A 12412-nucleotide genomic window follows, 5' to 3' on the forward strand; every position below is an offset into this window, starting at 1 on the left:
CCGATGCGAGCCGGAGATGCGGTAGCTGGTCGAACGTCAGGGCGTGACGTCCACCAGTACCTTGCCAACCACGCCGGCCTCCACGGCTCGGTGAGCGTCGGCGGTGCGGTGCAGTGGGAAGCGGAGCAGTGGCAGGCCGTGCTCTTCGCCAACCGGCAGGGCGCCGTCACGGATCGCGGCGGCGACGTCCTCGACGCCTGCGGCGCGCGCCTGCGGGCCAGCCGTGTAGAGCACCAGGAACTGCAGGCGGGTGTTCAACACCATGTTCTGGCCCACGTTCAGCTCGACCGCCCGTCCGCCCTCGTTGGCGTACGTCGCGATCGTGCCGCGGGCACGCAGCACGGCCAGGTCCAGGGTGAGGTTAGCGCCGAGCGCCACCTCGGCGACGATGTCGACGCCGTCGGGGGCGATCGCGCGGATGGCGGCGGCCGGGTCACCCTCGCGATAGTTGATCGTGTGGTGGGCTCCAGCCGCAGCGGCCAGCTTCGCCTTCTCCGGGCCGCTGACCGTGCCGATCACGGTGGCGCCTGCCCATCGGGCGAGTTGGATCACCGCGTGCCCGACCGCGCCGGCTCCGCCGGCGGCGAGCACCACCTTGCCGTCGAGTGCACCGGGGTGCAGGCGGCGTGGTCCGTCCTCGGCGACGGTGAGGGCACGGTGTGCGGTCAGCGCGGGGACGCCGAGTGAGGCGCCGACGTCGAAACTGGCCTCGTCGGGCAGTGGCACAGCCTGATCGGCGGGTACGACGGTGAACTCGGCGGCGGTGCCGGTGGGCCGACCGGCGGCGGCCATGAACAGCCACACCCGCTGACCGACCCGGCCCGGATCAACCCCGTCACCGACGGCGTCGATCACGCCGGCGCCGTCGAGGTGTGGGGTGATCTCGGAGAACAGCTTGCGGTGGGCGACGCCGGAGCGGGCCTGCCAGTCGGTCGGGTTGACCCCGGACACGGCGACCCGGACTCGGACTTCGCCGGCGTCGGGTGCGGTCAGGTCACGCTCGACGAGCTGGAGCACGTCGGGGCCGCCGTTGTCGCGGTAGACGATCGCTTTCATGACACATCCTCTGTTCGACCTGCATCGTACTGTTCGAGCCGCGTCGAACAGTACGACGAGGGTCGTACTTTCCGCAACATCTGGCTAGGCTTCGTCTCGTGACCGAGGTGATCGAACCTTCCATCGAAACCGTGACGATCGACGTCGTGCTCAGCGCGCTCGCCGACCCGGTGCGGCTCACGCTCGTGCGTGCCCTCGACGCCGCTGGGGACTGGACGTGCGGCAGCGACGTCCTCAAGGGCAGCCGCTTCACCATCGGCAAGTCGACGCTGTCGCACCACATCAAGGTTCTGCGCGATGCCGGACTGATCCGCACCCGCGTCGACGGCATTCGCCGGCTGGTCACGCTGCGCTACGACGACGTGGAACAACGCTTTCCCGGGCTGCTGAGCATGCTCCGCGAACATGACGCCGAAGAGGCGCCCGCCTCAACCGCATGACGCAGACGAGCGAAAACAGAATCTCCGGCAGGAGTGATCCCGTTCGTCGCGATGCGTGCGTTGACGCCCCCGCGCCTCGCTCCTCTGCGGGAGTGAGACCCACCCAGGGAGGGAGGCGTCAGGGTGCTGCCGAGGCGATGGTGCTGGTATGCCCGCTCTCACCGATCGTCGCTGGGCGTACGGCGCCTTCGCATGGTTGATCTTCTTTGTGGTGTCGCACGTGATCCTGGTGTTCTTTCCCGGCGACGATCCGACCGGTGACGGCCCCTGGGACATGAGGGCCTACGTGATCTTCAACGTTGTGCTCATCTCGATGTCGGCCATCGGGGCAGCCGTCGTCCTGGCCACCGTCCGCCCGCCTGCTCGACATCTCCCTCGGTGGCTACTGCTGGCGCCGCTGTTGGGCGGCAGCGTGCTGCTCGTCATCCGGGGTGTTCCGGGGATGGCCGAGAATCTGCTGATGGTCACGGGTGTCCGTCGCGGTGGCTTCATGGGGGCCGCAGACATCTCCACGGGCGAGTTCTGGATCGGCATCGGAGTCAACACCTACTTCTTCACCGGCGCGGTGTTGCTGGTGGGGACAACTGTTTCCTACAGCCGCCGATCAGCGGGAAGCGGTCCGAGGAGATCAGCCGACCAGGTTCGGTGAGGCGGACGGCTCTGTCGCTCACAGTGGAAGGCCGAAGTGGCGGGCGAGCGAGGCGCGCAGGGTGTCGGCGTTCCCGGCGGACCAGGCGACGAAGCAGTCGGGGCGCACCAGCAAAGCGGTCGCGGTCGTGCCCTCCAGCGCGCCGGTGACCACGTCGACCCGGTCTCGCCACGGCGCGGCGACTCCGGCGTAGGCACCCGTGGAGTCCAACAGCAGCGGCCGGGCGGCGCGGGTCAGCTCGGCGAGGCGTAGCGGGCCGTGCTCGCTGTGCACGACCACGTCGGGGGCGAAGCGGCCGGCCAACGGGTCGGCCGGATCGACGGGATAGTGAATGTCCGCGCCGGACATCAGCGCCGCGATGTGCCCTGTCACCTCCGGCTTGCGCAGCAGCTCGGCGAAGAGTTGCCGAAGGCCGGTGATCTCGTCGCCGGGGCCGATGAGCGCCGACTGTGCCTGGGTGGACATGACGACCCGTTCGGCGACGGGGCGGCGCTCGGTCTCGTACGTGTCGAGCAGACCCTGCGGTGCCCAGCCGCGCACCGTGGCGGCAAGCTTCCAACCCAGGTTGACGGCGTCCTGGAGGCCCAGATTGAGGCCGGGGCCACCGATCGCGGGGTGCACGTGCGCGGCGTCGCCGACCAGCAGCACCCGGTCGGCGCGGTAGCGGTCGGCGATGCGGGTGTTGCCGCCGGTCAGCCGCCGCAACAGCCCGGGGCCCTCTGGCGCGCCGAAGGGGATGTCCACGCCGAGCACCCGGGCGACGCTGGCGCGTAGCTCCGCCAGGTCCATCGAGGTCTCGTCGCTGGTCGGCGCGTCGGGCCACTCCGTCGTGCTCAGGATCGCCGGACGGCCGGGGAACGGGGCCCAGGCGATCAGTCCGCGCGCGGTGCGGGTGTGTTGGAACGGCGGGACGACGCCGTAACCGGGCGCACGAAGGCCACCGGTCTCGGGGTCGAGGGACGACGCGGGGACGCTCACCGTGGCGGTACGGGAGATGGACCGGTCGAAGGTGGCGCCGGGAAAGCCGATGCCGGCGAGGCGGCGCACCGCGCTGCGGCCCCCGTCGGCACCGACGAGGAAGCGGGAGATGAGCTGCGTACCGTCGGCAAGGCAGACCTCGACCGCGTCGGGCCGTTGGCGGAGGTCAACGACCTCGTGGCCGCGGCGCAGGTCGACTCCGAGCTCGACGGCCCGATCGGCGAGGGCGGCCTCGAGCTGGGCTTGCGGCACGCCGAGCACGTAGTGCGGGTTCTCCGCGACCATCGTGAGATCCAGCGGGAACGCGCCGAAGACGAAGGCCGGCTGGGGCGACGGCGGGGTGCTCTCGCCGCTGAGCCGCCCGTAGAGCCCGCGCCGGTCGAGCAGGCGGACGACCTGGCCGACGAGGCCGTTGGCGCGGGGCTCGCCGGTGGGCGCGGCGTGGCGTTCGAGGACGACGGGGTGTACGCCGGCGAGGGCCAGCTCGCAGGCGAGCATGAGGCCGTTGGGACCGGCTCCGACGATGAGGACATCGATCATGATCGTGATCCCTTCTGGGTGTGCGTCATCGCCACGGCAGGCGCGGCACGCGGCCGGCCCGCCGCGGAGGTGCGACGCGGCTGAAAGGCGTGGATGAGGTCGTGCGGTGAGTGCGGGCCGGGGCTTCAGCGGGGCGGCGGGAGCCCGGCGGCGACCTGGGCGAAGGCGTCGGTGATCAGGCGCTCGATCGGGGTGGGCGGGTCGGTGCTGTCGAGATAGTGCTGCATGGCGACGGTGACGGCGGCGCTGGCGGCAGCCGCGACGAGCCTCGGATACATGTCGGTGGCGAGGTCGGTGCCGGTGCGCTCGGCGACCGCGGCGGCAAGCTCGGCCTCGGCGACCGCGACGGCGCGCAGCCGCTCGCCCTGCAGCGCGGGCTCGGCGAGCATGGTGCGCACCCCGGCCACCCACTGGGCGTGTGCGGGGGAGGGCATCGCCTCGACCTCGGGGCCGGGCGTGAACTGCTCCAGCGCTGCCTGGGTGAGCGCCGCCCAGAGCGGCTCGTCGGCGGGGCGTTCGCGCAGCGCGGCGGCGGTGCGCAGGCTGCGGTCGAGGTGGCGGGAGGCGATCGCCTCGGCCTTGCTGGAGAAGTAGTTGTTGAAGGTGCGCGGGGAGACACCGGCCGCCTCGGCGATGTCCTCGACGCGGACGTTGTCGTAGCCGCGCTCGACGGTGAGGTGGATGGCGGCCCAGCCGAGCGCCGCCCGCGTCTCGGCCTTCTTGCGCTCCCGAAGTCCCGTCATGCCACCACGCTAGCACTTTTTGCGTGGCACGCAAACATGCGTGCCACGCAGAAATGCCGATACCGGATGGTGGGGCCGTATCTTCTGCAGACGTTGGGGGTACAGGCCGTCAATGCGCCTCCATCACGGTGAGATCGAAGCCGTCGGCTGGCGGCCGGTGACCGTGTTCGACGCGGTCCGGCAGCTGCGCGATGCATCACCAGACGTCACCGGACGTCCGCGAGTGATAGCGATTGATGGGCGGGGTGGTGCGGGCAAGACGACCCTGGCCGAGAAGCTGGCGGCTGTGGAAGCCAACTCCGCCATCGTGCACACCGACGACGTCGCCTGGAACCACGCCTGTTTCGACTGGGGCACCATACTCGTCGAGAACATTCTGCAACCCCTGCACCGAGGGGAGCCCGTGGACTTCCGCCCCGACGCCTGGGTCCGCCACGATCGCGCGGGATCGATCGCCATCCCCGCCGGCACTGACGTCGTCTGGGTCGAGGGCACCGGCATCCTCCGGGAAGAACTTCTCCCGTGGTTGGACGCCTCCGTGTACGTGCAGGGAGATCTTGACGAGCAGGAGCGGCTGCTGGTCGCTCGCGACGGCGACTCACCGGAACAGCAGGAGCACGTGACGAACTGGCTGCGCGAGGAACTGCCGTTCATGCTGCGAGAACGCCCGTGGTCCCGGGCCACCCTGATCGTGGCCGGCCCTTCGCGGATTGACCACGACCCGGACACCGAACTGGTCGTGGCCCCGCCAACCAGCCCCTAGTGCTGCACCTGCTGTCGAGACGGGGGACAGTAACCAACCTCGGCTTGACCGTCGGCCACACTTACGGCGTGACGACGACGATCGTGCCCATCGGCTGCACCCATCCGGCTTTCGATCAGGTAGCTGCTCTGTTTGACGACTATCGCGTGCACTACGGCCAACCGTCATCCCCTGAGATCACACGCACCTGGCTGCACGACCAGCTCGCGCAACACCGGCTCTCCGCCGCTGCCGCCATCCGAGCCGATGACGTCTGTGGCTTCATCACGGCCATGATCATGCCGGCGTCGCTCACGCTGGGCACCGCATGGTCGATCCGCGACCTCTACGTGGCCCCGCGCCATCGCCGTAGCGGCATCGCGAACGCCCTCCTGGAGCACACCATCCACAACGCGCGTTCCGCTGGCGCGCGTCGTGTGTCACTCCAGACCGAGACCGACAACGCTCCGGCTCTGAGGCTCTATACCGAGGTCGGCTTCCAGCCCGTTACCGGCCTGGAACTGCTCAACCGCAGCTTCGATCTCACCGACCAGGATCCAGGAGACACGGCCTAGCGGGCATTCTCGAACCTTCCAGCACGCTCCTGCCGCTGACCGCGGTCGTGCTGCGATGCGCGAGCACCGGCCCGTATGGTGGCGCGATGATCACTTGCGTCGTGCACTACACCATCGACCCCGCGCAGATCGAGGCCTTCGAACGCTTCGCTCGTGAGTGGATGCGGCTGGTGGCCGCGCACGGTGGCGTGCACCACGGCTATTTCCTGCCCGCCGAGGGAGCCAGCGACAAGGCGGAGGCGCTGTTCAGTTTCGAGAGCCTGGCAGCCTACGAGCGTTACCGTGCGCGGTTCGGTAATGACCCGGAGTTCGTCGCGGCGGACAGCATCCGCAACGACTCGGGTTGTGTCGTGCGGTACGAGCGGACCTTCATGCGACCGCTCCTGCCGACCGACTGAGCCCGGCCGGTCCTACTGCTGCGCGTCGAGGTCGCGTGTCGCGTAGCGAAGGTGCTCCCACTCCTCGTCGAAGATCACGTGGAGGCAGTGCAGGACCGGCCGCTCGTGCGCGGGTGACCACGGAGTCGGCCGAGGCTCGGCGAGCAGCCCCGGTGTGACGGTCGCGAGGAAGCCGCGCACCATGGCCTGCCGCTCGGCACGCAGGTCGAGCACCTCGGCGAAGCTCGGACGCCGCGCGGCAAAGACCGACATGTCGAATCCATCCGTCTCGTACTCGGTGTATGGCTGCCCGAGCGGATGGAAGGGTTGCGGCAGGCGCAGGATCGCCTTGCCGAGCCATGCGTCCGTGGCGAACGCGAGGTGGCGCAGGGTCTGCGCGAACGACCACTCGCCACCGATCGAGGCGTCGGCGGTGCTCTGCGGCATGGACTCGACCCGGTCGACGGCGGCCGACCAGGCCCGTTCGAGTGCCGCCCACGCCACGCGCAGGCCCTCGGGATCGCCGGCATTCTTCAGCTCGCGGCCGGGAAACCGCCGGTTGAGCTCGGCCTCGACGAGCGGCACCACGTCGACACCGTTGATCAGCAGCGTGCCGTCCGCCAGCCACGGCGCATCGATGTCGAGCCCGCTGACATCGACACCGCGCATGACCGCACCGGCCAACGTCGACCTGTTGAACCGCGCGCCTCGTAGGTCCCTGTCGACGAACGTGGTGGTGTCGCTCTGGGTCATGACAGCCTCCATCCGATGGCGTTCGCGGCGATGCTAGCGGGCCGGTCCGACAGAGCCCGCCGCCCGATGTCCGGCGACGCGGGCGCACGTGCGGCGCCGGCGGGCGCCGGCCCAGGGGGCGCGGAGCGCGGGAACATGCTCGCGGCGATGGCGACCGGTGCCGCTGGCGAGGATTGCCGTGACCACGTGGACCGCCATGGAACCCCCTCACGCGCTCCGCTCACCGGTCACGCGCGTCCGCGGCAGCCGCCCGGCGCGGGACTCGCCGGAGAGGGCGTCGCCGTGAACGATGACGTCGTACGCCAGGTTGAGGCGCAGCGGTCTGGTGATGCTCTGCCGCCAGGTGACGCGCTGCCCGGTCGGGTCCTCGTGGACCACGATGTCGGTGAGGGGCGTGGTCTCGCCCGCGCCGGTCGCGCTGCCGTGGATCACGCCATCCTCTTCCTCGAAGTGGTAGGCGGCCTCGATGGTGCCGACGGGTGTCTTCATACGGAGCAGCCAGGTGCCGACAATGGTGTTCATCTGCTTGGTGACTTTCCTTGTTGGAGGGGCGGGGCAGGTCAGGCCGCGTGCTGACCTGTGGTCTTCCAGGTGGTGCCGCGACGCTCGTACTCGAACAGCTCCTCGACCGCGTGCGCGGCCTGCGAACCGAAGTCCCGTTCGAGCAGGTAGAGGGCTACGTCGAGACCCGACGTCACGCCGCCGCCGCTGACCAGGTCGCCGTCGTCGACTACGCGCGCGCGGACGGCGTTCACGCCGGTGGCGTCGAGCATGTCGATGCCGAGCACATGCGTGGTCGCGGTGCGACCTTCGAGGAGACCGGCCATCGCGAGGGCGAGTGATCCCCCGCAGAAGGCCGCGACGGTGATCCTCGGGTTGTCGAGCGCGCGGCGGATGAGGGGCATCGCGTCGCTCTGCGCGAACCGACCCAGGAGTACGGGGATCGTCTCGTCTCCGGCGTCCGGATCCCCGTCGACGGGGCCGACCGCACCCGGGACGACCACGTAGCCGGGTACGTCCGGATCGAGCCTGGCGGCGGCCGTCAGGGTGATCTGGGAGTTGCCGGCTCGCACGACGCCGGGACCGCTCGCGCTGACGAACTCCACGGCGAGCGCGCCACCGAGGAACTGACTGCCGGCGGTGAGCACCTCGAACGGGGCGATGACATCTAGGGGATCGAAGCCGTCGAAGAGCACGATCTGGACGTGGACCTGTGTCATTGAGGATCCCTTCCGGTGGGCGTTTCCTCCTATTTTTGCGCCGCGCCGGACCGCGTTGCGATGGCTATCAAGACAGATAGCTCCTGGATCTGGCCAGTCGCGAAGTGCCCTATCCTGCGGGGGTGTACACCGTCGTCGTGCTTGCGCTCCCCGATGTGATTGCCTTCGATCTGGCCACCCCGATCGAAACCTTCGGACGCGTGCGCCTACCGGACGGCCGCCCGGGATACCGGGTCGTCGTCGCCGGTCACGAGCCGTCCGTCCAGGCCGGTCCGGTGCGCCTGGCCGTCGACGACGGGCTGGACGCCGTCGAGCGGGCCGACCTCGTCGTGGTGCCAGGGAGGAACGACCCGTTGCAACCGTCGCCGCCCGCTGTTCTCGCGGCACTGCGGGCCGGAGCCCACCGTGGGACGCGAATCGCGTCGATCTGCGTCGGCGCGTTCACGCTGGCCGAAGCGGGCCTGCTCGACGGCCGGGACGCGACGACCCACTGGCTCGCCGCTGACGAACTCGCACGAAGGCATCCCGCTGTCCGGCTGAACCCGGATGTGCTCTACACGGACAACGGAAGCATCCTGACATCCGCTGGCGCCTCGTCCGGTCTCGACCTCTGCCTGCACATCGTCCAGCGCGACTACGGGGTGGCCGTCGCGGCGGACGCCGCCCGCCTCGCCGTCGCCCCGCTGCACCGCCCCGGAGGGCAGGCGCAGTACATCGTTCGGAACCGGGCAACGCACCGGACGTCGACGCTGCAACGAGCGCTCTCATGGATCGAGGCGAACGCGTACCGTGACCTGACCCTCGCGGACATCGCCGCCGCTGCCGGCATGAGCGTGCGCACGCTGACCCGCCGATTCAAGGACGAGACCGGGCAGAGCCCCATGCAGTGGGTGTCGGGGGTGCGCATCCGCCACGCGCAGGACCTGCTGGAGACCACCGACCACACCGTCGACCGGATCGCTGCCCAGACTGGCTTTCCGACGACCAGCAACTTCCGGTTCCAGTTCGGACAACTCCTCGGTGTCACGCCCGGCGCGTACCGGCGGGTCTTCCGTCCGCAACCGTCACCGAATGTTGCTGTTGCCAGGGATCTCCCGAGCCGCCGGCGGTGAGGTGCTGCTCGTAGCTGGCCACCTTGACGTCGACGAGCTCAAGGCAGTCGCGCAGCCGCGCCAGCTGCTCGGTGATGTGGCGCCGGTGTTCGCGGAGCAGAGCGAGCCGCTCGGCCTCGTTGCCGCTGCCCTCGCGGACGAGCTGGGCCAAGCGGCTGATCGTCGTGAGCGGCATCCCGGAAGCGCGGAACTTCACGCAGTTCGCCAGCCACTCGACATCCCAGGCGCTGTAGACGCGCCTGCCGGACCCGTCCCGCCGTACGTCACCGGCCAACAGACCCGCACGCTCGTAGAGCCGCAGAGTGTGCACGCTCAAGCCGGTGCGCTGCGCCACCTGCCCGATACTCAGGTCCCCGTCCGCCATGGCGTCGACCGTAGCCATTGACCTAGACCTCGGTCTAGCACCTAGCGTCCGCGACATGACAAGCGACACGACCCACACCATGTTCGGCGCCCACAGCACCACCGCGGATGTCGTCGCCGGCATCGACCTGACCGGCAGGACCGCCGTCGTCACGGGTGGCTACTCCGGCCTCGGACTCGCCACGACCCGCGCGTTCGCCCAAGCCGGGGCTCGGGTCGTTGTCCCCGCTCTCCGGCCGGACGCGGCGCAGCGGGCGCTCGCCGGCGTACCCGGGGTCGAGGTCGATCAACTCGACCTCGCCGACCTCGGCTCCGTCCGCGTGTTCGCCGAACGGTTCCTTCGCAGCCATTCCGCCCTCGACATCCTGATCGCGAACGCAGGGATCATGGCCTGCCAGGAGACACGGACAGGACACGGCTGGGAAGCGCACCTCGCGATCAACCACCTCGGCCACTACGCGTTGGTGAACCTGCTGTGGCCCGCGCTCACCGCCGCCGGCACGGCTCGTGTCGTCTCGGTCGCCTCCGGGCGCAACCCGACGTGGCGTATCCGGTGGGACGACGTGCAGTTCGAGCGCGGCTACGACAAGTGGGAGGCGTACACCCAGTCCAAACTCGCGAATGTGCTGTTCGCCCGCCACCTCGACCTGCTCGGCAGAGGGCAGCGCGTCCGCGCCTTCTCGGTCAACCCCGGCTGGATCCGCACGCCCCTGCAACGACACCTCGCGGTCGAGGAGATGGTCGCCGCCGGCTGGATCGACGCGGACGGAACTCCGACGCCGGGGCTGTTCAAGACCGTCGAGCAAGGCGCGGCGACCCAGGTCTGGGCCGCCACGTCACCTCAACTCGACGTGAACGGCGGCGACTACTGCGTGGACTGCCAGCGCACCGACGGCAGCCCCACAGACGACAGTGAGGCAGCCCGACTCTGGGCGCTGTCGGCCGACCTGACCGGCCTCGACGTCATCGGATAGCCCTCACGCTCGCGCTCGTCCGCCGTCCTCGGCAATGTCAGGCGTGGGCAGCGGCCGGCGGCGTAGCTCGCGCAACACGCCGTGCCGGTGCGCGGCCCACGCGAGGCGTCGGACGCTCGGGTGTCTGACGAACAGCACCGCCGCCCGACGGATCAAGCCGAACCGGTTGTCGCTGACCTGGTTGTCGATCGCCTGCCAGATCAGCTCGCGCGCCTTGGCGCTGTCGAGGACCGCCCGCACCTCACGTCGCACCGCGGGATCCTCGGCCGCCGAGGCGATGGCAGCGGCCTGACCCGGCCGGTCCGCGAGCGGCTCCACCACCGCCGCGACGAGCGGCCGGCGCACCTCGTCCCGCTCCAGCAGCAGCAACACCGCTTCCCGGATCTCGACAGTGTCCAGGCTGGACCGCAGCAGGCTCAACAGGCTGCTCTCCACCTCGCGATCCTGATCCGCGACGGACAGCGTGGCCAGCAGCACCGACACCTCGTCGAGATCGATGAGGTGTCGCAGCCCGCTGCGGAACTCCGGCAGCCCCCACGCGACCTGCAGAGCCTTCACGAGATTGCGGTTCATGAGCCACCCGCTACCCGGAAGCGACAGCCGGCGAAACCCCGGGGCCGGCCGGGATTGATCAGCTGAGGCTTCTACAGCGTGGATGCCTGCTGCTCGGACATCGTCACCTCACCGGGTTGCCGGCGCGGTAGACGGCGAGCGGGCGGCGCAGTGCGCTGATGTCGCTCGTCGGGTCGCCGTCCACGACCAGCAGGTCAGCCTCGAACCCGGGGCGGACGCGGCCCTTGCGCCGCCCCAGGCCACACACCTCGGCACCCACCGAGGTGGCCGCGGCGAGGGCGGCTGCGGCGGGAATGCCGCAGGCGACGTACTCGACCAGCGTCTCTGGCAGGATCCCGTGCGGCTTCGCGGGGCCGAGGCCCGCGTCCGAACCGGCCACCAGGCGGACCCCGGCCCGGTGCAGGGTGGCGGCGCCGTCGCGCAGCGTTGCCGCACTGAGCCCGGCCCGTGCCGCCATCGCCACCACCTCCGGCGGCGTGACCACGGTCGGGTCGGTGCCGAGCGTGGCACACACCGCCACCCCGGACGCGGCCAGGCGGTCCGCCACCTCGTCGGGGACGTGGGCGCCGGCCGCGGTTACGCACGTGCAGTGCTCGATGCCGTTGACACCGACGCGCAGCGCCTGCTCGACGGCGTTGAGCGCGTGCGCGTGCACTGTCACCGGCAGGCCCAGATCGTGCGCCTGGGTCAGCGCGGCGGTCAGCTCCTGGTCGGTGAACTGCGGCCGGGTGGTGTCGGTGCCGGGGGTGAACACGCCGCCGCTGGCCATGACCTTCACCAGGTCGGCCCCGGCTGCCGCCTTGAGGCGTACGGCCTCGCGGATCCCGTCGACGCCGCTCACCTCGCCCCCCATCGACCAGCAGTGCCCGCCGACGGTGGTGACGGGGGCACCCGAGGCCACCACCGTGGGCAGGTCGTCGCGCACCTCCCGGGCCCGCCACCGGAGCACGGCACCGCGCCGGTCGCCCAGGTCCCGAACGGTCGTGACGCCAGCCGCCAGATGCGCGCGCAGTGACGCCTCGACAACCGCGTCGAGGTCCGTCTCGGGACGCTCGGCGAGCCGGCCGAGCGCGTCGGGACCGGCATCGGCGCACAGGTGTACGTGAGCGTCCACCAGGCCGGGCAGCACGGTGCCGTTCGGCTCCTCGCGCACCGGCCAGCCCTCCGGCGCCTCGGCCCGGCCCCGCTGCACGTCGACGATGCGCCCACCGTCCAGCAGGACCAGCACCCCGCCGTCCACGAGTCGCTCGCCGTCGAACATCCGCGCCACCCGGATCGCACGCTTCGTCATCGACCCTCCCCGTTGATGTGAACCGC

16 protein-coding genes are annotated in these 12412 nt (G+C 70.4%); 7 read left to right on the top strand and 9 right to left on the bottom strand.

Translation table 11 applies throughout. The features are described 5' to 3' along the window. Positions 1-36 precede the first annotated feature (36 nt). A complete protein-coding gene (locus AC3CF1_RS32410; protein ID WP_488451995.1) occupies positions 37-1056 on the bottom strand; it encodes an NADPH:quinone reductase in 1020 nt (339 codons plus the stop codon). A gap of 98 nt (positions 1057-1154) precedes the next feature. On the opposite strand from AC3CF1_RS32410, the gene AC3CF1_RS32415 reads away from it, so the two are divergent. Together AC3CF1_RS32415 and AC3CF1_RS32420 are read left to right on the top strand one after the other, a co-directional pair. Then, positions 1155-1496: an ArsR/SmtB family transcription factor gene (locus AC3CF1_RS32415; protein WP_231927348.1), complete on the top strand. Its 342-nt coding sequence runs from the start codon at positions 1155-1157 to the stop codon at positions 1494-1496. 148 nt (positions 1497-1644) lie between these two features. Continuing rightward, on the top strand, positions 1645-2145 hold the full coding sequence (locus tag AC3CF1_RS32420; RefSeq protein WP_488451996.1) for a hypothetical protein: 501 nt from the start codon (positions 1645-1647) through the stop codon (positions 2143-2145). A gap of 18 nt (positions 2146-2163) precedes the next feature. Here the strand turns inward: AC3CF1_RS32420 and AC3CF1_RS32425 are convergent, their stop codons facing one another. Further along, positions 2164-3663 carry an FAD-dependent monooxygenase gene (locus AC3CF1_RS32425; protein ID WP_488451997.1) on the bottom strand — a complete coding sequence of 500 codons (1500 nt, stop codon included), beginning with the start codon at positions 3661-3663 and terminating at the stop codon, positions 2164-2166. A gap of 125 nt (positions 3664-3788) precedes the next feature. Beyond that, a complete protein-coding gene (locus tag AC3CF1_RS32430; RefSeq protein WP_488451998.1) occupies positions 3789-4406 on the bottom strand; it encodes a TetR/AcrR family transcriptional regulator in 618 nt (205 codons plus the stop codon). Between the two features lie 112 nt (positions 4407-4518). Here AC3CF1_RS32430 and AC3CF1_RS32435 point away from each other — a divergent pair, with 112 nt between their 5' ends. The 3 genes from AC3CF1_RS32435 (at position 4519) to AC3CF1_RS32445 (ending at position 6121) form a co-directional block, all read left to right on the top strand. Further along, the gene (locus AC3CF1_RS32435) at positions 4519-5169 is read left to right on the top strand and encodes a uridine kinase family protein (RefSeq protein ID WP_488451999.1); all 651 of its coding nucleotides are present in this window, start codon (positions 4519-4521) and stop codon (positions 5167-5169) included. Positions 5170-5237: 68 nt separating this feature from the next. Further along, on the top strand, positions 5238-5723 hold the full coding sequence (locus tag AC3CF1_RS32440; RefSeq protein WP_488452001.1) for a GNAT family N-acetyltransferase: 486 nt from the start codon (positions 5238-5240) through the stop codon (positions 5721-5723). Between the two features lie 86 nt (positions 5724-5809). Next, complete coding sequence (locus AC3CF1_RS32445) at positions 5810-6121, top strand: NIPSNAP family protein (protein ID WP_088951663.1); 312 nt, start codon at positions 5810-5812, stop codon at positions 6119-6121. Between the two features lie 12 nt (positions 6122-6133). Here AC3CF1_RS32445 and AC3CF1_RS32450 read toward each other — a convergent pair whose 3' ends face one another. From AC3CF1_RS32450 to AC3CF1_RS32460, 3 genes are all read right to left on the bottom strand, one after another. Continuing rightward, entirely contained in the window at positions 6134-6853 is a 720-nt protein-coding gene (locus AC3CF1_RS32450) for a DinB family protein (protein WP_488452002.1), read from the bottom strand. A 207-nt stretch (positions 6854-7060) separates the two neighbouring features. Continuing rightward, positions 7061-7375, bottom strand: a complete 315-nt coding sequence (locus AC3CF1_RS32455) for a hypothetical protein (protein ID WP_088947687.1) — start codon at positions 7373-7375, stop codon at positions 7061-7063. Between the two features lie 38 nt (positions 7376-7413). After that, entirely contained in the window at positions 7414-8073 is a 660-nt protein-coding gene (locus AC3CF1_RS32460; protein WP_355161736.1) for a DJ-1/PfpI family protein, read from the bottom strand. Between the two features lie 104 nt (positions 8074-8177). Between AC3CF1_RS32460 and AC3CF1_RS32465 the strand changes: the two genes are divergently transcribed. Then, positions 8178-9185, top strand: coding sequence for a GlxA family transcriptional regulator (locus tag AC3CF1_RS32465; protein WP_488452003.1), 1008 nt, complete (start codon positions 8178-8180; stop codon positions 9183-9185). Here the strand turns inward: AC3CF1_RS32465 and AC3CF1_RS32470 are convergent. Further along, positions 9097-9549, bottom strand: coding sequence for a MerR family transcriptional regulator (locus AC3CF1_RS32470; RefSeq protein ID WP_488452004.1), 453 nt, complete (start codon positions 9547-9549; stop codon positions 9097-9099). The genes AC3CF1_RS32465 and AC3CF1_RS32470 overlap by 89 nt on opposite strands. A 55-nt stretch (positions 9550-9604) precedes the next feature. Here AC3CF1_RS32470 and AC3CF1_RS32475 point away from each other — a divergent pair, with 55 nt between their 5' ends. Continuing rightward, positions 9605-10522: an SDR family NAD(P)-dependent oxidoreductase gene (locus AC3CF1_RS32475; protein WP_488452005.1), complete on the top strand. Its 918-nt coding sequence runs from the start codon at positions 9605-9607 to the stop codon at positions 10520-10522. Positions 10523-10525: 3 nt separating this feature from the next. Here the strand turns inward: AC3CF1_RS32475 and AC3CF1_RS32480 are convergent, their stop codons facing one another. Continuing rightward, the gene (locus AC3CF1_RS32480; RefSeq protein ID WP_210792726.1) at positions 10526-11095 is read right to left on the bottom strand and encodes a hypothetical protein; all 570 of its coding nucleotides are present in this window, start codon (positions 11093-11095) and stop codon (positions 10526-10528) included. Between the two features lie 103 nt (positions 11096-11198). Continuing rightward, positions 11199-12386 (bottom strand): amidohydrolase family protein, encoded by a 1188-nt coding sequence (locus tag AC3CF1_RS32485; RefSeq protein ID WP_488452006.1) that lies wholly within the window; start codon positions 12384-12386, stop codon positions 11199-11201. Positions 12387-12412: the final 26 nt, after the last annotated feature.

It is taken from the genome of Micromonospora sp. MGP-C2 (assembly GCF_057766525.1).